This window comes from Cupriavidus pauculus (assembly GCF_022179805.1).
Lineage (GTDB): Bacteria > Pseudomonadota > Gammaproteobacteria > Burkholderiales > Burkholderiaceae > Cupriavidus > Cupriavidus pauculus_E.
This window is the reverse complement of the sequence record NZ_BPUO01000001.1, coordinates 430,407-451,424: the sequence shown is the minus strand read 5'-3', so window position 1 is coordinate 451,424 and position 21,018 is coordinate 430,407. Positions and strand designations below refer to the sequence as shown.

The window sequence follows — 21,018 nt, the reverse complement described above, 5'->3', positions numbered from 1 at the left end:
ATGTTTGGCAAATTGAGTTTGTCGGCGATTCCGTTTCATGAGCCGATCATCATGGTCACACTGACGGCAGTCGCCCTTGGCGGGCTGGCGCTGCTTGGTGCGATCTCGTACTTCAAGAAGTGGGGTTACCTGTGGACCGAGTGGATTACCTCGGTTGACCACAAGCGCATCGGCATCATGTATTCGCTGGTGGCGCTGATCATGCTGCTGCGCGGCTTTGCCGACGCCATCATGATGCGTACCCAACTGGCCGTGGCCACCAATGGCTCCACCGGCTTCCTGCCGCCCGAACACTATGACCAGGTGTTCACGGCGCACGGCGTGATCATGATCTTCTTCGTGGCCATGCCGCTGATGACGGGTCTGATGAACCTCGTGGTGCCGCTGCAGATCGGCGCACGCGACGTGGCATTCCCGTTCCTGAACACGCTGAGCTTCTGGCTGTTCGTGGCCGGCGCACTGCTGGTGAACGTGTCGCTGGGCGTTGGTGAATTCGCGCGTACCGGCTGGCTGGCGTATCCGCCGCTGTCGGGCCTGGACTACAGCCCTGGCGTGGGGGTGGATTACTACCTCTGGTCGTTGCAGATATCAGGGCTGGGCACGCTGTTGACCGGCGTGAACTTCCTGGTGACGATCCTGAAGATGCGCGCCCCGGGCATGACCCTGATGCGCATGCCGGTGTTCACCTGGACCGTGCTGTGCACGAACGTGCTGATCGTGGCCGCCTTCCCGGTGCTGACGGTGTCGCTGGCACTGCTGGGCCTGGACCGCTACTTCGACATGCACTTCTTCACGAACGATGGCGGTGGTAACGCCATGATGTACGTGAACCTGATCTGGATCTGGGGCCACCCCGAGGTCTACATCCTGGTGCTGCCGGCGTTCGGTATCTTCTCGGAAATCATTGCCACGTTCTCGGGCAAGAAGCTGTTCGGCTACAAGTCGATGGTGTACGCAACGAGCGCGATCATGGTGCTGTCGTTCATCGTGTGGCTGCATCACTTCTTCACGATGGGCTCTGGTGCCAACGTGAATGCGTTCTTCGGCATCACGACGATGATCATCTCGATCCCGACGGGCGTGAAGATCTTCAACTGGCTGTTCACGATGTACCGTGGCCGCGTGCAATTCACGTCGCCGGTGCTGTGGACGCTGGGCTTCATGATCACGTTCGTGATCGGTGGCATGACCGGTGTGCTGATGGCCGTGCCGGCAGCAGACTTCGTGCTGCACAACAGCCTGTTCCTGATCGCCCACTTCCACAACGTGATCATCGGCGGCGTGCTGTTCGGCTACCTGGCCGGCATCACCTACTGGTGGCCGAAGGCGTTCGGCTTCAAGCTGAATGAACGCCTGGGCAAGTGCGCGTTCTGGTGCTGGATCGTCGGTTTCTACTTCGCGTTCATGCCGCTGTACGTGCTGGGCCTGATGGGCATGACCCGTCGCCTGAACCACACCAACAACCCGGAATGGACGCCCTGGCTGCATCTGGCCGTGGTGGGCGTGGTGTTCGTGGCGCTGGGCATCTTCTTCCAGGTGCTGCAGATCGTCGTGTCGATCCGCGACCGCAAGAAGCTGGCCGACGTGACGGGCGACCCGTGGGGTGGCCGTACGCTGGAATGGGCTACGTCGTCGCCGCCGCCGTTCTACAACTTCGCGCACACCCCGGTGGTGCGTGACCTGGACGCGTTCACCGACATGAAGGCCCGTGGCGAAACCATGCGTACCGACGGCTTCGAGCAGATCCATATGCCGAAGAACACCGCCGCCGGTTTCTACATGGGTGCCTGGAGCCTGGCACTGGGCTTCGCGCTGGTCTGGCACATCTGGTGGCTGGCCGCCGTGGGCCTGGTCGGCATGGTGGTGGCGTTCATCCGCCGCGCCAACGATGACCACATCGACTACTACGTGCCGGCCGCCGAGGTCGAGCAGATCGAAACCCGCTACCAGCAGCGCGTTGCTGCACAGGGCTGATAACGATGTCGACAGAAGTTCTTGACCGCTTTGGGGCGCAAGCCCCCGCGCATGCGCACTCGCACGACGAGACGCATGACCACGCCCATCACGACACCAGCGAGAACACCATCTTCGGTTTCTGGCTGTACCTGATGAGCGACTGCATCTTGTTCGCGTGCCTGTTCGCCGCATTCGCCGTCCTGCGCGGCGAAGTGGCTGGCGGCCCGTCGGGCAAGGAGCTGTTCGAGCTCAACTACGTGCTCGTGGAAACGGCAATCCTGCTGTTCTCGTCCATCACCTACGGCTTTGCCATGGTGTCGATGCAGAACCAGCAGCGTGGCCGCGTGATGTTCTGGCTGGCCGTGACGTTCCTGCTGGGTGCAGGCTTCATGGCCATGGAAATCAACGAGTTCGCGCACCTGATTCACGAAGGTGCCGGCCCGAGCCGCAGCGCATTCCTGTCGTCGTTCTTCACGCTCGTGGGTACCCACGGCCTGCACGTGGCCAGCGGCATGGTGTGGATGCTGGTGCTGATGTGGCAACTGTCGAAGAAGGGCCTGACCCCGGCAGTCAGCAAGCGCCTGAACTGCCTCAGCCTGTTCTGGCACTTCCTGGACGTGGTCTGGATCGGTGTGTTCACCGTGGTCTACCTGATGGGAGCAATGTAAATGGCACAGCAACACGCAAGCGCCGCCCATGGCGCGTCGCATGGCCACAGCAGCGTCAAGTCCTATGTGATCGGCTTCGTGCTGGCGGTGATCCTGACCGTGATCCCGTTCAAGATCGTGATGGACGGCTCGATCGACCGCGCCACCACGCTCTGGATCATCCTGGGCATGGCCGTGGTACAGATCATCGTGCACCTGAAGTACTTCCTGCACCTGGACGGTTCGGATGGCCAGAAGTGGAACGTGATGGCCCTGCTGTTCACGATCCTGATCCTGTTCATCGTGCTGGCCGGTTCGCTCTGGATCATGCACAACATGAACGCCAACATGATGCCGTGGATGAGCAAGTGACCCTGGTCGCTGTCATCTGACGAAGAACGGAGCCTGCGGGCTCCGTTTTTTTTTGGGCTTTCGGCTTTGCTCCTGGTTTGCGCCCCTCTCCCGCGTTGCGGGAGAGGGGCGGGGGTGAGGGCGCAGCGGTTCAAATTGCGAGGTGTCGCGATTCACGCACAGGCCCTCACCCCCAACCCCTCTCCCGGAGGGAGAGGGGAGCAAGAAACCAGGAGAGGGGAGCGAAAACAAGAGGGGACCCAAAACAAGGCGAGCAAAACCGGTGCGCGACGCACCGTCCAGCCATCCCCATGCACCGCGCACGCATCGCTGCACGATTGAGGTGCAGGCGCCGCGATTTTCCCCTTCCTTCCGCGAGCACCGTCCTGGTGCGTCGCCTGCCTTTCCTTCGCGTTTTGTCACGTCCCCGATGCCTGGCAACGGTTTGCGGGTGGCTGCCCCCATGGCACGCTAGTTGCAGAAGCATCACCCGGGGTGCGTAGTCCCTACTAAACACGACAAACTGGGAGCTGCAATGAAACGACGTGACATGCTGAAGCTGTCGGCGGTGGCCGCCGCGGCGATGATCGGTACCAGCCCGCTGATGGCACAGACGAAGGAACCGATCAAGATCGGTATCCTGCATTCGCTGTCGGGCACCATGGCCATTTCCGAGACTTCGCTCAAGGACGTGGCGCTGATGACGATCGACGAGATCAACAAGAGCGGCGGCGTACTGGGTCGCAAGCTTGAGCCCGTGGTGGTGGACCCCGCATCGAACTGGCCGCTGTTTGCCGAGAAGGCACGCCAGCTGATCACCAAGGACAAGGTTGCCGTCACGTTCGGCTGCTGGACGTCGGTGTCGCGCAAGTCGGTGCTGCCGGTCTATGAAGAGACCAACGCGCTGCTGTTCTACCCGGTGCAGTACGAAGGCGAGGAAATGTCGAAGAACGTGTTCTACACGGGTGCCGCGCCGAACCAGCAGGCCATCCCCGCCGTGGAATACCTGATGAGCAAGGAAGGCGGCGGCGCCAAGCGCTACTTCCTGCTGGGCACCGACTACGTCTACCCCCGCACCACCAACAAGATCCTGCGCGCGTTCCTGAAGAGCAAGGGCGTGGCCGACAAGGACATCGAAGAGGTCTACACCCCGTTTGGCCATAGCGACTACCAGACCATCGTCGCCAACATCAAGAAGTTCTCGCAGGGTGGCAAGACGGCCGTGATCTCGACGATCAACGGCGACTCGAACGTGCCGTTCTACAAGGAACTGGGCAATGCCGGCCTGAAGGCCAAGGACGTGCCGGTGGTGGCGTTCTCGGTGGGTGAAGAAGAACTGCGCGGCATCGACACCAAGCCGCTGGTGGGCCACCTGGCCGCCTGGAACTACTTCATGTCGGTCAAGAACGGCGAGAACGACGCGTTCAAGAAGCAATGGGCGGCATGGGTCAAGGCCAACAACCTGCCCGGCGGCGACAAGCGCGTGACCAACGACCCGATGGAAGCCACCTACGTGGGCATCCACATGTGGGCGCAGGCTGTGAAGAAGGCCGGCACCACCGACGTGGACAAGGTACGCGCCGCCATGTACGGCCAGACCTTCAAGGCACCGGACGGCTTCACGCTGACCATGGGCGACAACCACCACCTGTACAAGCCGGTGATGATCGGCGAAGTGAAGGGCGACGGTCAGTTCAACGTGGTCTGGAAGACGCAGAAGCCGATCCGCGCCCAGCCGTGGAGCCCGTTCATCGCGGGTAACGAAGGCAAGGCCGACAAGGTCGGCAACTAAGCCGGCCGATAGCCGCGGCTATGCGCTCCCTCTCCCGCCTGGCGGGAGAGGGAGCAACCTCCGGAAACAAGAGCACAAGACGCGAACCATCGCGCTTCAACAAGACTCCTGAATGCACCGATCGATCCCATCATGGCTACGCGCCATGCTTGCCGCGCTGCTGCTGGCCGCCGCCCCGCTCTGGGCCGCCACGCCGCTCACGCAGGCCGACCTCAAGCCGCTGGTCGAAGACGACTTCGATGCCAAGACTGCCGCGCTGACCAAGGTCACGCAGGCACCCGCCGAACAGGCCGGCCCGATCCTGAAGGCGCTGCAGGACGACGCGTTGCAGTACGCGCCGTCGGTTGGCATGGTGCGCCAGGACGGTGACAAATATCTGGATGCCGTCAGCGGCAAGCCCGTCGCGGTCAAGAGCGACGAGCTGGAAGGGCTGACGCTGAACAATTCGCTGCGGACCATCGTCGACAGCGCGGCCAGCAGCCTGCTGCTGCAGTCGCCCGACATCGCGGTGCGTACGCAGGCCATCAACACGCTGTTCGACCAGCCCGAAAATGCCACGCGCGAATCGGTGGAAGCCGCGCGCAAGGCAGAGGCCGACGCCGGCCTGCGGGCGCGGCTGGACGTGATCTGGGCCAACACGGTGCTGGCGCAAGGCACCGATGCCACGCGCGATGCGCGGCTCGAAGCCATCCGCATCCTGGGCAGCGACAGCAATCCGCAGTCGCGCCAGAAGCTGATGCCGCTGATGGAAAAGGACGACGCCGGCAAGTACCGCGAACCCGACGAGGATGTGCGCGTGGCCGCCCAGAAGGCCATCGACCAGCTGCGCAGCGAGCAACGCCGCGCCGAACTGCTGGGCAATGTGTTTGCCGGCCTGAGCCTGGGCAGCGTGCTGCTGCTGGCCGCGCTGGGCCTGGCCATCACGTACGGCCTGATCGGCGTCATCAACATGGCGCACGGCGAATTCCTGATGATCGGCGCCTATGCCACCTACGTGGTGCAGTCGCTGTTCCGCGCCTACGCACCGCCCGAGGCCTTCGGGCTGTACCTGGTGGCGGCGCTGCCGGCATCGTTCCTGGCAGCCGGTCTGGTCGGTTTTGCCATCGAGCGGATCGTGCTGCGCCACCTGTACGGCCGTCCGCTGGAAACGCTGCTGGCCACGTTCGGTATCAGCCTGCTGCTGCAGCAGGGCGTGCGCACGATCTTCGGCGCGCAGAACGTGGAAGTGGCCAATCCGGCGTGGATGAGCGGCGGCTTCGAGGCGATGGCCGGGCTGGTCATCCCCTACAACCGCGTGGTCATCATCGCGTTCGCGCTGGCCGTGGTGGCCGTGGCGTGGGCCGTGCTGAACCGCACGCGCCTGGGCCTGTTCGTGCGCGCCACCACCCAGAACCGCACCATGGCGGCCTGCGTGGGCGTGCGTACCTGGAAGGTGGACAGCTACGCGTTCGCGTTCGGTGCGGGCATCGCCGGCCTGGGCGGCTGCGCGCTGTCGCAGATCGGCAATGTCGGCCCCGACCTGGGGCAGGCGTACATCATCGACTCGTTCATGGTCGTGGTGCTCGGCGGGGTGGGCCAGTTGGCCGGCACTATCGTCGGCGCGTTCGGCCTGGGTCTCATCAACAAGTTCATCGAGCCGTTCTACGGCGCGGTGCTGGCCAAGATCTTCGTCCTGGTGCTGATCGTGCTGTTTATCCAGAAGCGGCCGCAGGGACTTTTCGCGCTCAAGGGGCGCAGCGCGGAGGCCTGACATGAGCAGCTTTTCCTCTTCATCCCGCAAGGCGTTCACGCTGTCGGTACCCGAGCGCCAGCCGCTGTTCTCGCGCCCCGTGTGGCTGCTGCTGGTGGCGCTGACGGTGGTCGTGGCGATTGGCGTGCCGGTGTGCGCGCTGGTGTTGCCGGAGAACCATCCGCTGCACCTGTCGGCGTATGCACTGACGCTGGTCGGCAAGATCATGTGCTTTGCGCTGGCCGCCATCGCGCTGGACCTGGTGTGGGGCTACTGCGGCATCCTGAGCCTGGGCCATGGCCTGTTCTTCGCGCTGGGCGGCTATGCGATGGGCATGTACCTGATGCGCTCGATTGGCCGCGAAGGCGTCTACAAGAGCGACCTGCCGGACTTCATGGTGTTCCTGGACTGGAAGGAACTGCCGTGGTTCTGGCACGGCACCGAGCATCTGCCGTACGCGCTTCTGCTGGTGGTACTGGTGCCGGGCGTGCTGGCGTGGCTGTTCGGCTTCTTCGCGTTCCGCTCGCGCATCAAGGGCGTGTACCTGTCGATCATCACGCAGGCGCTGACCTATGCCGCGATGCTGCTGTTCTTCCGCAATGAAACCGGTTTTGGCGGCAACAACGGCTTCACCGATTTCAAGCGCATCGCCGGCTTCGCCATCGCTGCGCCGCAGACCCGCGCCGCGCTGTTCGTGCTGACCTTCCTGGCGCTGGTGGCAGGGTTCGTTGCCTGCCGCTATATCGTCACGTCGAAGCTGGGCCGCGTGGTCACTGCCGTGCGCGATGCCGAGATGCGCGTGATGTTCTCGGGCTACAACCCGCTGGGCTACAAGCTGTTCGTCTGGACGTTCTCGGCCGTGCTGTGCGGCATTGCCGGCGCACTGTACGTGCCGCAGGTGGGCATCATCAACCCGGGCGAGATGTCGGCAGCCAATTCCATCGAGATGGCCGTTTGGGTGGCCGTGGGTGGGCGTGGCACGCTGATCGGCCCCGTGGTTGGCGCGTTCCTGGTGAACGGCGCCAAGACGATGTTCACGGCTTACTTTGCCGAGTACTGGTTGTTCCTGCTGGGCGCGATGTTCGTGCTGGTGACGCTGTACCTGCCCGATGGCGTGGTGGGGCTGGTGCGCCGGGTGCTGGGCAAACGCACCACGACGGAGAAGATCGAGGCGGCTACAGATGAGCCGGTTGCCGCGCCGCAACAAGGGAGCAACGCATGAACGCCGCACTGGGAGTGGAGCAGGCCGAAAGCGGCGATGCCACCGGGCTGGGCCGCATCGTCGAGCCAGGCGTCATCGACATCACGCACGGTCCCATCCTCTACATCGAGGACCTGACCGTGCAGTTCGACGGCTTTCGCGCGCTGAACAAGCTGTCTCTGGCGATCGACCACGGCGAGCTGCGCTGCGTGATCGGTCCGAACGGCGCCGGCAAGACGACGATGATGGACGTCATCACCGGCAAGACCGGCCCGCGCAATGCCAACGTCACCGGGCGCGTGTTCCTGGGGCAGACCATCGACCTGATGCGCATGACCGAGCCGAAGATCGCGCAGACCGGCATCGGCCGCAAGTTCCAGAAGCCCACCGTGTTCGAGCAGCACGCGGTGTGGGAAAACCTGGAACTGGCGATGAAGGCCGACAAGCGCTGGTGGTCGTCGCTACGCGCGCGGCTGACCGGCGAGGGCCATCGTCGCATCGAGGAAACGCTGGCGCTGACCGGGCTTGAAGATGAAGCGTACCGGCCTGCCGGGCTGCTCTCGCACGGCCAGAAGCAGCGGCTGGAAATCGGCATGCTGCTGATGCAGCAGCCGCAGCTCTTGCTGCTGGACGAGCCCGTGGCCGGCATGACCGATGAAGAGACCATGCAACTGGCGGCGCTGCTCAACAGCCTGCGCGGCAGTTGTTCGATGATGGTCGTGGAACACGACATGGAGTTCGTGGCCGCGCTGGCGGGCGACGCCGGCAAGGTCACGGTGCTGGCCGAAGGCAGCCTGCTGGCCGAGGGCACGCTCGATGCCGTCAAGCGCGATGAACGCGTGATCGAATCCTACCTGGGAAGATAACGATGCTGCAGGTCAATGCACTGAACCAGTACTACGGCGGCAGCCACATCCTGCGCAACGTGTCGTTCGAGGTGCCGCACGGCAAGCTGACCACGCTGCTGGGCCGCAACGGCGTGGGCAAGAGCACGCTGCTCAAATGCCTGATGGGCGTGGTGCCCACGCGCAGCGGCAGTGTGAGCTGGGAAGGCAAGGCGCTGGAGAAGAAGGCGCCTTACGAGCGGGTGTCGGCGGGCCTGGCCTACGTGCCGCAGGGCCGCGAGATCTTTCCGCGCCTGACCGTCGAGGAAAACCTGCTGATCGGCGCGGCCAGCCGTGGCAAGCCTGCCGGTGTGCCGGACCGCATCTACGAACTGTTTCCCGTGCTGCGCACCATGCGCCAGCGCCGGGGCGGCGACCTGTCGGGCGGCCAGCAGCAACAGTTGGCCATCGGACGCGCGCTGATGAGCGAGCCGCAGTTGCTGATCCTGGACGAGCCCACCGAAGGCATCCAGCCGTCGATCATCCAGGACATCGGCCGCGCGCTGCGCCTGCTGGTGGACGAATTCGGCATGACGGTGCTGCTGGTGGAGCAGTACTACGAGTTCGCGCGCCACCTGGCCGACCATTACGTGGTGATGAGCCGCGGCGAGGTTGTGGCCAAGGGCGAGGGCGCGACGATGGAACAGGACGGTGTACGCGAACTGATCGCGGTGTAAGCCGGTACAGGCCGAGGCAGGCCGTTCGTGGCAGTGCCTGCCGCCTCACCTTCCGGTGCGGGCGGCGGCGCGCTATGATCGGTTGAATTGATCGGTCAATCGCCGCGCCCCCGCGCCATCCACGATCCATGCGTCATCCCGATTTCCCTTCATCGCTCGCCATGCCCGCCGCATGGCACGCCAAACTGCGCCTGCGCTTTGCCGAACGCGCGGGCCGCGCTACCATGGTCGAGCGCCGCCACGAAGGCCCGTTGCGCGTCCAGAAGCCGCTCTATCCGGAAGGCCCGATCTGCCACGGCGTGGTGCTGCATCCGCCGGCCGGCGTGGCTGGCGGCGACGTGCTCGACATCGACATTGCGGTGGAAGCGGGCGCGCACGCGGTGCTGGCCACGCCCGGCGCGACCAAGTGGTACAAGTCGCAGGGCCGCGAGGCCGCGCAACAGGTGCGCATCGACGTGGCCGCTGGTGCCCGGCTCGACTGGCTGCCGCAGGAGAACATCGTGTTCGACGATGCCCGCGCGCGCATCGCCACCGACGTGGTGGTGGCGCCCGGCGGCAGCGCCATCGGCTGGGATGCCGTGGTGCTGGGCCGGCTGGCGTCGGGCGAGCACTGGGGCAGCGGCTCGCTGTGGCTGGACACACGCATTGCCACCCCGGATCGCGCGCTGTGGATCGAGCAGTCGCATTTCGATGCCGGCTCGCCGCTGCGTGGCGCGCTGGCGGGCATGGACGGCCTGCCCATCCTGGCCACGCTGTGGGCCGTGGGGCAGGGCGCCACGCAGGAACTGGCCGAGGCGCTGGCCGAGCAACTGCCGTACCGGCCTGACCTGCGCGCCGGCGTGACCTGCCTGGCGGGCCAGGCGCCCCGGGCCGAACAGCCGATGCTGCTGGTGCGCGTGCTGGGCCGCGACATGGAAGCGGTGCGGCACCTGATGATCGATTGCTGGAATACCTTGCGCATGCCGATCCACGGCGTGCCCGCCCGCCCGTTGCGGCTGTGGGCGACCTGAACAACCAAGAACGGACCCATCGACATGGAACTGACTCCGCGCGAGAAAGACAAGCTGCTGATCTTCACCGCCGCACTGCTGGCCGAGCGCCGCCGCGCGCGCGGGCTCAAGCTCAACTATCCCGAGTCGGTGGCGCTGATCACCGCCGCCATCATGGAAGGCGCGCGCGACGGCCGCACCGTGGCCGAGCTGATGCATGAAGGCACCACAGTGCTCAAGCGCGAGGACGTGATGGACGGCGTGGCCGAGATGATTCCGGAGATCCAGGTGGAAGCCACCTTCCCGGACGGCACCAAGCTCGTCACCGTGCATCACCCGATCGTCTGACTACCTGATCGCCCAAACACGAACGCTCAACAAGAAGAGGATGAACCCTATGCATCGCAACCTCCGCTCGCGCCTGATTGCCGGCGCCACGCTGTCGCTGGCCACCGCATCGGCCTTCGCGCATCCGGGCCATGACGGCGCCACCGTCGGTGCCAGCCTGTTCGCCGGCCTGGCCCACCCGTTCACGGGCGCCGACCACCTGCTGGCCATGGCCGCCGTGGGCGTCTGGAGCGCGCTGGCCGCTACGCCCAAGGGCGCGTTCGGCGGCGACACGTCGAAGATGGACCTGCTGCGCCTGCCGCTGGCGTTCGTTGCCATGATGCTCGTGGGTGCCGCGCTGGGCCTGGGCGGTGTGGCACTGCCGGCCGTGGAGCCGATGATCGCGGTGTCGCTGCTGGTGATCGGCCTGCTGGTGGCCGTGCGCGCGCGTCTGTCGGCAATGGCCGGCATGGCCATCGTGGGCGGCTTCGCCTTGTTCCACGGCTATGCACACTGCGCCGAACTGCCGGCAACGGCTGCGGCGCTGCCGGGCGTGCTGGCCTATGTAGGCGGGTTTGCCGTGAGCACGATGACGTTGCACGTGATGGGCATCGGCGCCGGCGCGTTCCTGCGCCGTCACGCGGGCTGGATCGCACGCGTGGCAGGGGCGGGCGTGGCGCTGTATGGCATCGGCCTGCTGGTGGCCTGAAGTCCGCACAGGAGCACGGCGATGATTCCCGGTGAACTGATGCCGCTGGACGGCGAGATCGAGCTGAACGTGGGCCGCGCGACGGTCAGCGTTACCGTCGCCAATACCGGCGACCGGCCGGTACAGGTGGGGTCGCATTTCCACTTTTACGAAACCAATGCGGCACTGGCGTTCGACCGCGAGGCCGCGCGCGGCTTCCGACTCGATATCGCCGCCGGCACGGCCGTGCGCTTCGAGCCAGGCCAGTCGCGCACGGTGCAACTGGTGGCGCTGGACGGTGACCGCATCGTCTATGGCTTCAACGGCAAGATCATGGGAGCGCTGTGATGAGCGTGAAGATTTCGCGGCAGGCCTATGCCGAGATGTTCGGCCCCACCACCGGAGACCGACTGCGCCTGGCTGACACCGGCCTGATCGTCGAGGTGGAGAAGGACTACACGATCTACGGCGAGGAAGTGAAGTTCGGCGGCGGCAAGGTGATTCGCGACGGCATGGGGCAGAGCCAGCGCATGTCCGCCGACTGCGTCGACACGGTGATCACCAACGCGCTGATTATCGACCACTGGGGCATCGTCAAGGCCGACATCGGGCTCAAGCATGGCCGCATCGCCAGCATCGGCAAGGCCGGCAATCCCGATATCCAGCCCGGCGTGACGATCGTGGTCGGGCCGGGTACCGAGGTCATCGCCGGCGAAGGCATGATCGTCACCGCGGGCGGCATCGACACGCATATCCACTTCATCTGCCCGCAGCAGATCGACGAGGCGCTGATGAGCGGCGTGACGACGATGATCGGCGGAGGCACGGGCCCGGCCACGGGCACGTTTGCCACCACGGTCACGCCGGGGCCGTGGTACATGGAACGCATGCTGCAGGCCGCCGATGCCTATCCGATGAACATCGGATTCCTGGGCAAGGGCAATGCCAGCCAGCAGGCACCGTTGACCGAACAGGTGGAGGCCGGCGCCATCGGCCTGAAGCTGCACGAGGACTGGGGCACCACGCCGCAGGCCATCGATACGTGCCTGTCCGTGGCCGATGCCACCGATACCCAGGTGGCCATCCACACCGATACGTTGAACGAAGGCGGCTTTGTCGAGGCAACCATCGCCGCGTTCAAGGGCCGCACGATCCATACGTACCATACCGAAGGCGCCGGCGGCGGCCATGCGCCCGACATCATCAAGGTCTGCGGCGAGGCCAACGTGCTGCCGTCGTCGACCAACCCGACGCGGCCGTACACCGTGAACACACTCGACGAGCACCTGGACATGCTGATGGTCTGCCATCACCTGGACCCGGCCATCGCCGAGGACATCGCGTTCGCGGAATCGCGCATCCGTCGCGAGACGATTGCGGCCGAAGACATCCTGCACGACCTGGGCGCGTTCTCGATGATCTCCAGCGACTCGCAGGCCATGGGCCGCGTGGGCGAGGTCATCATCCGCACGTGGCAGACCGCGCACAAGATGGCGGCGCAGCGCGGCAAGCTGCCTGGCGACCCGCACGATGCGCGCGGCGGCCACGACAACTTCCGCGTGAAGCGCTATATCGCCAAGTACACGATCAATCCGGCGCTGACCCACGGCATCGCGCACGAGGTGGGTTCCATCGAAGTGGGCAAGTGGGCCGACCTGGTGCTGTGGAAGCCGGCATTCTTCGGCGTGAAGCCGAGCTTGATCCTCAAGGGCGGCATGATCGCGGCGGCGGCAATGGGCGACCCCAACGCGTCGATCCCGACGCCGCAGCCCGTGCACTACCGGCCGATGTTTGCATCGGCGGGTGGCGCGCTGCCCAGGTCGTCGCTGACGTTTGTCTCGCAGTCGGCACTCGCGGCCGGCGTGGGCGAGCGCTACGGACTGGCCAAGACGCTGGCGGCCGTGCGCGGGTGCCGCACCGTCAGCAAGCGCGACATGGTGCACAATGACTGGCAGCCAAACGTCACCGTCGACCCCGAGACCTACCAGGTCGTGGCCGACGGGCAGTTGCTGATTTGCGAGCCCGCCACCGTGCTGCCGATGGCGCAACGTTACTTCCTGTTCTGACGCCGTGATCAAGATCGATAAAGTTCTGCCGGCCCCGCACGGTATCGCTCCCGTGCTGGTGCGCCGCGCCCCGAAGCTCGTCCTGCCGTTCGGCGACCGCAGCAAGAGCCGCCTGCGCGCGGTGCTCGACAACGGCACCGAAGCCGCGCTGTTCCTGCCGCGCGGTACCGTGCTGCGCGGCGGCGATCTGCTGGTGGCCGAGGACGGCACGTTTGTCGAAGTACAGGCAGCGGCCGAAGCGGTGCTGCAGGTCAGCGCCAGCGATCCGCAGGCCCTGATGCGCGCGGCGTATCACCTGGGCAACCGGCATACGCCAGTGGAAGTGGGACGCGACTACCTGCGGCTGGAATACGACGCGGTGCTGGCGGATATGCTGGCGCGGCTTGGTGTGCAGGCTGAACGCTCGGATCAGCCGTTCGAGCCCGAAGCCGGCGCGTATGGCGGCGGGCACAAGCATGGGCACGATGCGACGTTTGCGGAAGACTATGCAAAGGCGCAGGAAGTGTTCGCGCATCACCATGACCACGATCATGGGCATGACCACGTGCATGACGAACACTGCGGACATCGGCATTGAACGGATGTGATCGTGGATCAAAGGCTTGCCCTCACCCCCAACCCCTCTCCCGCAAGCGGGAGAGGGGAGCAAACCAACGGTGCTAACAGCACCACCCCCAGCCCCTCTCCCTCTGGGAGAGGGGCTGGGGGTGAGGGCCGGCGCCTGAACACCCACGAATTCGCCCGCAAGCTCCGTACGCAGCAGACACCGGCGGAAGAGCGCCTCTGGTACTACCTGCGCGACCGTCGCCTGCTCGGCCTCAAATTCAAACGCCAAGCCCCCATCGGCCCCTACATCGCCGACTTCCTCTGCCAGGAGCACAACCTGATCATCGAAGCCGACGGCAGCCAGCACGGCTCGCTCAACGATTTCGACCGTGACGCCTGGTTGCGCGAAAAGGGCTACACCGTGCTGCGTTTCTGGAACAACCAGTTCCATCAGGAAATCGACGGCGTGCTGGAAACCGTCCGTCGGGCCGTGCTGCCATGACCCACCTCCCGCAACTCATCTCCCTGCTGCACCTCGCATCGCCCGCGCTGCCGATTGGTGGCTTCAGCTATTCCCAAGGGCTGGAGGCCGCCATCGACTGCGGCATGGTGACCGACGCCGCCACGGCCGAGCGCTGGATCCGCGACAACCTTGTACACGTGCAGGCCCAGTGCGAGGCGCCGGTCTGGCTGCTGCTCCATCGCGCCTGGCTGGCGCGTGACCACGCGGCGGTGGCCAGGTGGAACGACTGGTTCCACGTTACGCGCGAAACGTCTGAATTGCGGCTTGAAACCGAGCAGATGGGCTGGTCGCTGGCCAAGCTGGTGGGACAGATGGAGTGGGGTGACGAGCCGATGCGCGAGATGTTGCGCGTGCTGTCGCCGCTGTGCCTGCCCACGGCGTTCACGGCGGCCTGCGTGGCGCTGGACATCGGCGAGCGCGATGGCCTGGCCGCCTATGCGTTCAACTGGGCCGAAAATCAGGTGGCGGCCGCCATCAAGGCCGTGCCGCTAGGCCAGGTAGCTGGCCAGCGGATGCTGCGTGGCCTGCACGGCCATGTACTCGACGCCGCGGAAGAGGCGGCGCAGCGCGCCGATGCCGTACCGCCACGGCTTTCCACGTTTTCTCCGATGCTGGGAGTCTTGTCCGCGCGGCACGAGACGCAGTACTCCCGGCTGTTCCGCTCATAGCTCCTTCGGAAATCCGATCATGACCCGTACCAAGAAGAATCCTCCGTTGCGCGTTGGCGTGGGCGGCCCAGTAGGGTCCGGCAAGACCACCTTGCTGGAAATGCTGTGCAAGGCCATGCGCGACCGCTACGACCTGGTGGCCATCACCAACGACATCTACACCAAGGAAGACCAGCGCCTGCTGACCATCTCGGGCGCGCTGCCGGCCGAGCGCATCATGGGCGTGGAAACGGGCGGCTGCCCGCACACTGCGATCCGCGAGGATGCGTCGATCAACCTGGAGGCGGTGGATCGCATGCTGGCCCGCTTTCCCGATGCCGACGTGGTCTTTATCGAATCGGGTGGCGACAACCTGGCGGCCACGTTCAGCCCGGAACTGTCCGACCTGACGATCTACGTCATCGATGTGGCGGGAGGGGAGAAGATTCCGCGCAAGGGCGGACCGGGAATCACGAAGTCAGACCTGCTGGTGGTCAACAAGACCGACCTGGCACCTTACGTGGGCGCGTCGCTGGAAATCATGGAAAGCGACACGCGCAAGATGCGCGGTGAGCGGCCGTTCGTGATGGGAAGCGTCAAGTCCGGACAAGGACTGGAACAGGTGATTGCCTTCATCGAGCAGCAGGGCATGCTGAACGTGTAAGTTCGCATGCGCCTGCCCGAGCGCCGCCCCTGCTGGGGGCAGGGCGCTTCAGCGTACGTGCCGGCGCGCCAGTGCGCGCGCCACACCCGCCACGACGTCGCGGTCGACGTCGTTCAGCTCCGACATATATCGCAGCGTGGCCTGTACTGCAGGCGACTGCTCCGGCTCGAACGGCGAGCGCGGGACCTCTGCCACGGCGCCTTCCACAGGATGCTTTTTGAAGTCAAGCATCTCATTGGGCGCAACACCAAGCGTGTCGGCGAGGGTACAAATGTTATATAGCGCAACATTGCGCGTGCCGCGTTCGATGCCGCTGAGGTACGATCTTGCCAGGCCGCTTTCCAACGACAGGGCTTCCTGAGACCAGCCGCGCTGTTTGCGCAGCCAGGTCAAATGCCGCCCGAACAGCTTCAATGGATCTGCTGTCATATGCTGCTTTGTGGATAGTAAGTCGCTAAGTCGGTCGAGCCTAAGGGTTCGACGTATGGCGAACGACAACCTATAGGTCGTCGTTCTATCGGTGCCACATGTGCATCGTAGGGGATGCAAGTGTCCGCAATGCGGCACAGATGGCCGAGCGGCCGGCGATTACAGGCAAGGTTGATGCCTCAAGTCAGGTCTGGCGATCGATGCCGCACCCGGCATCGATTTCTCCCGATGTGTCATTCAGGCAACGCCGGCGCAAGTGAATACCCACCACATGGGCGCGCCGGACGTGCTCACATAGGCCCTAGCGACGCTGATATTGCGTGGCGCCGAACAGGACCTCGCGCTCCTTGTCGGTGTGCAGCGGCTTGCGTTCCTTGGCCAGTACCTCGACGCCGCGCTTCACGGCAGGGCGCTCGGCAATCTCGTTGAACCAGCGCTTCAGGTGCGGATAGTCGTCCAGATCCACGCCCTGGTTCTGCCAGCTCCGCAGCCACGGGAACGTGGCGATATCCGCGATCGAGTAGCTGTCGCCGGCCAGCCAGGCATGGGTCGACAACTGCTTGTCGATCACGCCGTACAGCCGCTTGGCCTCATTCGTGTAGCGGTTCACCGCATATTCGATCTTCTCGGGCGCGTAGATGCGGAAATGGTGCGCCTGGCCCAGCATTGGCCCGACACCACCCATCTGGAACATCAGCCACTGCAGCGCATCGTACTTGCCACGTACATCCTCGGGCAGGAACTTGCCCGTCTTGCTGGCCAGGTACAACAGGATCGCGCCGGACTCGAACAGCGAGATCGGCTGGCCATCAGGGCCGTCGCTGTCGACGATCGCCGGGATCTTGTTGTTGGGACTGATCTTCAGGAAGTCGGCGCCAAACTGGTCGCCGGCACCGATATTGATGGGATGAACCCGGTACTCGAGGCCGCATTCCTCGAGCATGATGTGGACCTTGTGGCCGTTCGGGGTGGCCCAGCTGTAGACGTCAATCATGTACAACGCTCTCCATGAAAGATTGGCCGGGGCATTTAAGCACAGAGTGAATAACCCTGCTGACGGTGCATGAAAAAGGCCCGGCGCATGGCCGGGCCTCCTCGTACAGCTAAGTGGACGTGACGGTCAGGAACCGCGCGTCACCGGCATGTGGATGCGGTCCGCGCTCACGTTCATGTGCTTGGCCAGTTCCAGCTTGGCAATGGCGTTGCGGTGGACCTCGTCCGGACCATCGGCCAGGCGCAGCGTGCGCTGGTGGGCCCACCAGTTGGCCAGCGGGAAGTCGCCCGACACACCGGCCGCGCCGTGAACCTGGATGGCGTTGTCGATGACGCGCAGCGCCACGTTCGGTGCCACCACCTTGATCATCGCGATCTCGGCCTTGGCCACCTTGTTGCCCACGGTGTCCATCATGTAGGCGGCCTTCAGCGTCAGCAGGCGCGCCATCTCGATGTCGCAGCGCGCATCGGCGATGCGTTCCTGCGTCACGCCCTGGCGGGCGACCGGCTTGCCGAATGCCACGCGTTCCAGGCTGCGCTTGCACAGCAGTTCCAGCGCGCGCTCGGCCACGCCGATGCTGCGCATGCAGTGGTGAATACGGCCCGGGCCCAGGCGGCCTTGGGCGATCTCGAAGCCACGGCCTTCGCCCAGCAGGATGTTGCCAGCCGGCACGCGCACGTTCTTCAGCTCGATTTCCATGTGGCCGTGCGGCGCGTCGTCGTAGCCGAACACGGGCAGGAAGCGCTTGATGGTGATGCCCGGTGTGTCGGCCGGCACCACGATCATCGATTGCTGTTCATGGCGGCCTGCCTCGGGATCGGTCTTGCCCATCACGATGTAGACCTTGCAGCGCGGATCGCCGGCGCCCGACGACCACCACTTGGTGCCGTTGATCACGTAGTGGTCACCGTCACGCTCGATGCGGCAGGCGATATTGGTGGCGTCGGACGATGCCACGGCCGGCTCGGTCATCAGGAACGCCGAACGGATCTCGCCGCGCAGCAGCGGCTCCAGCCACTGGTCCTTCAGTTCTTCCGATGCGTAGCGCTCCAGCGTTTCCATGTTGCCGGTATCGGGCGCGGCGCAGTTGAACACTTCGGCCGACCAGGGCACCCGGCCCATGATCTCGCACATCGGTGCGTATTCCAGGTTCGACAGGCCTTCGGGCGCGCGCTTGGAGCGCGGCAGGAACAGGTTCCACAGGCCGGCCTCGCGGGCCAGCGGCTTCAGTTCCTCGACCACCTTGGTCGGTACCCACGCGTTGCCGGCTTCGCGATTGGCCTGCACCTCGGCGTAGAAGCGCTTTTCGTTCGGATAGATGTGCTGGTCGAAAAACGCCAGCAGCCTGGCCTGCATGGCCTTGACCTTGGGCGAGTACTCGAAATCCATGGGGTCTCCTCGTGGGTTTGGTGGGCACGCCGTGCCGACTGTGGCTACTCTAGCGGAACGCTGCAAATTAGAAAAATGAATTTTCTGGATTGGTCAGTATCAATTCGCTGCATTCCATGCCAGAATGCGCGACATTGATGCTTCAGCGCGCAGGAAGGTGCCATGCAACTGAGCCGGATCGACCTCAACCTCTTCGTCGTGTTCGACGCCATCTACAGCGAGGGCAGCATCACGGCCGCCGCGCGCCAGCTCAACCTGACGCAGCCGGCCGTGAGCCATGCGCTGGGGCGCATGCGCACGCTGTTCGACGATCCGCTGTTCGAGCGGCGGGGGCAGGGCATGGCGCCCACGCCGCTGGCCCGCTCGCTGGCGGGCGAGGTGCGCAGCGCGCTGCAATCGTTCGCGCGCACGCTGCAGGACACTCCACACTTCGACCCCGCCAACACCACGCGACGCTTCACCATCGGCATGCGCGACGCGCTGGAAAGCACGCTGCTGCCGCCGCTGATGGCGCGTGTGACCGCGCTGGCGCCCCACGTGGAAATCGCGGCCATCCGCTTCGACCGCCGCGAGATGGAGTCGGAACTGCTGGCGGGCACGCTGGACACCGCCATCGACATCCTGCTGCCGGTGTCGCCGGCCATCCACCACGGCGCGTTCATGTCCGATCCGATGGTGGTGCTGGCGCGGCGCGACCATCCGCTGGTCAAAAAGGAACTGACGCTGGAACGCTACCTGGCGGCCGAGCACGTGCACGTGTCGTCGCGGCGCCGGGGCGCCGGGCTGGAAGACCAGGCGCTGCATCGCATGGGGCTGACGCGCCGCGTGCGACTGCGCTGCCAGCACTACGCGGCCGCCTGCCGCGTGGTCAGCTGCACGGACCTGCTGGCCACCCTGCCGCTGCGCTACGCGCGCATCGCCAACGAGCCGTATGCCAACCGGCTGCTGTCGCTGCCGTTCAAGGTGCCGTCGCTGGAACTGCACCTGTACTGGCACGCCGGCGGCGAGAACGATGGCGCCAACCGCTGGCTGCGCGAGCAGCTGATGGCGGTGATGAACTCGCTCGGAAGCGGCATGACGGACGTGTCGGGCGGCGCCGACACCTGAGGCCACGCACCTCGGCCGGGCGGCGTGCAGCGCGCTCGGATCACAGCGTAAGAAAATGTTCGAAAGATGGACGGTGTTGGTAGGCATCCTTACCATCACCCCGTTCCATCTGTCCCGGACGCCTCACATTCGTGGCGCAGCAGCGCCCAGGCGTCGTCCCGGCCCATGCGCCGGGATGCGGGCAGTTTCCCCAATTCCAGACCAGAGACATCGAGGCGAATCCACATGCCAGGGAAACACTTGCGCACTGCTTTCATCAACGGACGACCGATTGCCCTCGGCGCCATCGCCGCCTGCGCGGCCCTGACGCTGGCCGCATGTGGCGGCGGTGACGGCGGCAGTTCCGCAACGTCCAGTGGCGCCCCGCAATCGGGCAACGCCGCGCAGTCGGCCGCCAACGGCCAGGCCGCCCCCACCGCCGGCGCCCCCACGACGGGCGGCACCGACCGCGCGTGCTACACAGTGTCCGGCAGCGCGCCGGCCCCGGTCACCGGTTCGGTCGCGCTGCTGCCTGCACGCGGCACGGGCGTGTCGGGCTACACGGTGCTGGGCGATGCGCGCAGCGCGGGCCTGTGCTACGCCAACTATCGCCGCGAACAGGTGGGCCTGGCGCCGCTGACGGCGCGCGATGCACTGAACACCGTGGCGCAGAACCACACGGCCTATATGCTGGCCAACAACACGCTGACGCACGACGAGCAGTCGGGCAAGACCGGCTACACCGGCGCGGCGCCCAACGACCGCATCCAGGCCGCGTATTCGAGCAATGCCACGGCCGAAGTGGTGGCCGGCGCCAACCGCTGGACGTCGCAAGCCGGCGCGAATCTGTCGATGACGCCCAAGGACCAGCTCGTGGTCGATCTGGTCGACGCACCGTTCCACCGCGCGGCGCTGCTGGGCAGCTACGGCTCGGCCGGCAGCGGCTTTGCCGAAAGCGTCGGTGCGGGCAGCAGCGGCGGCACGCAGGCGTACTACTACCAGACCATCGACCTGGCCGACCGCAGCGTGGGCGGCGCCGACAACCAGATGGTCGCGTATCCGTATAACGGCCAGGCCGACGTGCCGGTAAGCTGGGTCAACAACGAAAGCCCGAACCCCGCGCCGTCGTACGCCGGCAAGACCATGGGCTACCCGGTGACCGTGCAGTCCGTCAACACGTCGCTGACGTTCAATGCCGATACGTTCTCGATCACCGACGCGTCAGGCAACAACATTCCGTGCGAGAAAGTGGATGCGCGTACGTCGGGCATGTCCAGCGCCGCGAGCGGGCTGGCGATCTGCACGCCGCGTACGCCGCTGGCCAGCAAGACGCGCTACAACGTGACCGTCGGCGGCACGTTGAACGGGCAGGGCGTGAACCTGAACTGGTCGTTCACCACGCTGTAAGCACGCTGCGTCGTGGGTGTCAAGTC

At 65.3% G+C, this 21,018-nt stretch carries 22 protein-coding genes; 19 read left to right on the top strand and 3 right to left on the bottom strand.

Annotated features, from left to right (window positions below; translation table 11 throughout):
• From cyoB to ureG, 17 genes are all read left to right on the top strand, one after another.
• Positions 1-1,974, top strand: a complete 1,974-nt coding sequence (gene cyoB, locus MFF62_RS02265) for a cytochrome o ubiquinol oxidase subunit I (RefSeq protein WP_238260110.1) — start codon at positions 1-3, stop codon at positions 1,972-1,974.
• 5 nt (positions 1,975-1,979) lie between these two features.
• Positions 1,980-2,624 carry a cytochrome o ubiquinol oxidase subunit III gene (cyoC, locus tag MFF62_RS02260; protein WP_238259303.1) on the top strand — a complete coding sequence of 215 codons (645 nt, stop codon included), beginning with the start codon at positions 1,980-1,982 and terminating at the stop codon, positions 2,622-2,624.
• Positions 2,625-2,975, top strand: a complete 351-nt coding sequence (cyoD, locus tag MFF62_RS02255; protein ID WP_238259302.1) for a cytochrome o ubiquinol oxidase subunit IV — start codon at positions 2,625-2,627, stop codon at positions 2,973-2,975. It abuts the gene before it with no gap.
• 514 nt (positions 2,976-3,489) lie between these two features.
• Positions 3,490-4,746, top strand: a complete 1,257-nt coding sequence (gene urtA / locus MFF62_RS02250) for an urea ABC transporter substrate-binding protein (protein WP_238259301.1) — start codon at positions 3,490-3,492, stop codon at positions 4,744-4,746.
• Positions 4,747-4,858: 112 nt separating this feature from the next.
• The gene (urtB, locus tag MFF62_RS02245) at positions 4,859-6,496 is read left to right on the top strand and encodes an urea ABC transporter permease subunit UrtB (RefSeq protein ID WP_238259300.1); all 1,638 of its coding nucleotides are present in this window, start codon (positions 4,859-4,861) and stop codon (positions 6,494-6,496) included.
• A gap of 1 nt (position 6,497) precedes the next feature.
• Positions 6,498-7,697 (top strand): urea ABC transporter permease subunit UrtC, encoded by a 1,200-nt coding sequence (gene urtC, locus MFF62_RS02240; protein WP_238259299.1) that lies wholly within the window; start codon positions 6,498-6,500, stop codon positions 7,695-7,697.
• Positions 7,694-8,542, top strand: a complete 849-nt coding sequence (urtD, locus tag MFF62_RS02235; protein WP_238259298.1) for an urea ABC transporter ATP-binding protein UrtD — start codon at positions 7,694-7,696, stop codon at positions 8,540-8,542. The genes urtC and urtD overlap by 4 nt, the downstream gene beginning before the upstream one ends.
• 2 nt (positions 8,543-8,544) lie before the next feature.
• The gene (gene urtE, locus MFF62_RS02230; protein WP_238259297.1) at positions 8,545-9,237 is read left to right on the top strand and encodes an urea ABC transporter ATP-binding subunit UrtE; all 693 of its coding nucleotides are present in this window, start codon (positions 8,545-8,547) and stop codon (positions 9,235-9,237) included.
• 128 nt (positions 9,238-9,365) lie between these two features.
• Entirely contained in the window at positions 9,366-10,247 is an 882-nt protein-coding gene (locus MFF62_RS02225) for an urease accessory protein UreD (protein ID WP_238259296.1), read from the top strand.
• Between the two features lie 24 nt (positions 10,248-10,271).
• Positions 10,272-10,574 (top strand): urease subunit gamma, encoded by a 303-nt coding sequence (locus MFF62_RS02220; protein WP_238259295.1) that lies wholly within the window; start codon positions 10,272-10,274, stop codon positions 10,572-10,574.
• 49 nt (positions 10,575-10,623) lie between these two features.
• Positions 10,624-11,262: a HupE/UreJ family protein gene (locus MFF62_RS02215; RefSeq protein WP_238259294.1), complete on the top strand. Its 639-nt coding sequence runs from the start codon at positions 10,624-10,626 to the stop codon at positions 11,260-11,262.
• Positions 11,263-11,283: 21 nt separating this feature from the next.
• The gene (locus tag MFF62_RS02210) at positions 11,284-11,589 is read left to right on the top strand and encodes an urease subunit beta (RefSeq protein WP_238259293.1); all 306 of its coding nucleotides are present in this window, start codon (positions 11,284-11,286) and stop codon (positions 11,587-11,589) included.
• The gene (ureC, locus tag MFF62_RS02205) at positions 11,589-13,307 is read left to right on the top strand and encodes an urease subunit alpha (protein ID WP_238259292.1); all 1,719 of its coding nucleotides are present in this window, start codon (positions 11,589-11,591) and stop codon (positions 13,305-13,307) included. Before MFF62_RS02210 ends, ureC begins: the two co-directional genes overlap by 1 nt.
• A gap of 4 nt (positions 13,308-13,311) precedes the next feature.
• Positions 13,312-13,884, top strand: a complete 573-nt coding sequence (gene ureE, locus MFF62_RS02200) for an urease accessory protein UreE (RefSeq protein WP_238259291.1) — start codon at positions 13,312-13,314, stop codon at positions 13,882-13,884.
• Between the two features lie 12 nt (positions 13,885-13,896).
• A complete protein-coding gene (locus MFF62_RS02195; RefSeq protein ID WP_238259290.1) occupies positions 13,897-14,355 on the top strand; it encodes an endonuclease domain-containing protein in 459 nt (152 codons plus the stop codon).
• Positions 14,352-15,044, top strand: a complete 693-nt coding sequence (locus MFF62_RS02190; RefSeq protein ID WP_238259289.1) for an urease accessory protein UreF — start codon at positions 14,352-14,354, stop codon at positions 15,042-15,044. The genes MFF62_RS02195 and MFF62_RS02190 overlap by 4 nt, the downstream gene beginning before the upstream one ends.
• A gap of 19 nt (positions 15,045-15,063) precedes the next feature.
• Positions 15,064-15,687 (top strand): urease accessory protein UreG, encoded by a 624-nt coding sequence (ureG, locus tag MFF62_RS02185; RefSeq protein ID WP_238259288.1) that lies wholly within the window; start codon positions 15,064-15,066, stop codon positions 15,685-15,687.
• Between the two features lie 48 nt (positions 15,688-15,735).
• On the opposite strand, the gene MFF62_RS02180 is transcribed toward ureG, so the two are convergent.
• The 3 genes from MFF62_RS02180 to MFF62_RS02170 all read right to left on the bottom strand — a co-directional run bounded on the left by MFF62_RS02180 (position 15,736) and on the right by MFF62_RS02170 (position 18,499).
• Positions 15,736-16,101 (bottom strand): helix-turn-helix domain-containing protein, encoded by a 366-nt coding sequence (locus MFF62_RS02180; RefSeq protein ID WP_238259287.1) that lies wholly within the window; start codon positions 16,099-16,101, stop codon positions 15,736-15,738.
• A gap of 316 nt (positions 16,102-16,417) precedes the next feature.
• Positions 16,418-17,110, bottom strand: coding sequence for a glutathione binding-like protein (locus MFF62_RS02175; protein ID WP_238259286.1), 693 nt, complete (start codon positions 17,108-17,110; stop codon positions 16,418-16,420).
• Positions 17,111-17,236: 126 nt separating this feature from the next.
• Positions 17,237-18,499, bottom strand: a complete 1,263-nt coding sequence (locus MFF62_RS02170; protein ID WP_238259285.1) for an acyl-CoA dehydrogenase family protein — start codon at positions 18,497-18,499, stop codon at positions 17,237-17,239.
• A gap of 162 nt (positions 18,500-18,661) precedes the next feature.
• Here MFF62_RS02170 and MFF62_RS02165 point away from each other — a divergent pair, with 162 nt between their 5' ends.
• Both MFF62_RS02165 and MFF62_RS02160 read left to right on the top strand, forming a co-directional pair.
• Positions 18,662-19,606 carry a LysR family transcriptional regulator gene (locus tag MFF62_RS02165; protein ID WP_238259284.1) on the top strand — a complete coding sequence of 315 codons (945 nt, stop codon included), beginning with the start codon at positions 18,662-18,664 and terminating at the stop codon, positions 19,604-19,606.
• 225 nt (positions 19,607-19,831) lie between these two features.
• The gene (locus tag MFF62_RS02160) at positions 19,832-20,992 is read left to right on the top strand and encodes a CAP domain-containing protein (protein WP_238259283.1); all 1,161 of its coding nucleotides are present in this window, start codon (positions 19,832-19,834) and stop codon (positions 20,990-20,992) included.
• Positions 20,993-21,018: the final 26 nt, after the last annotated feature.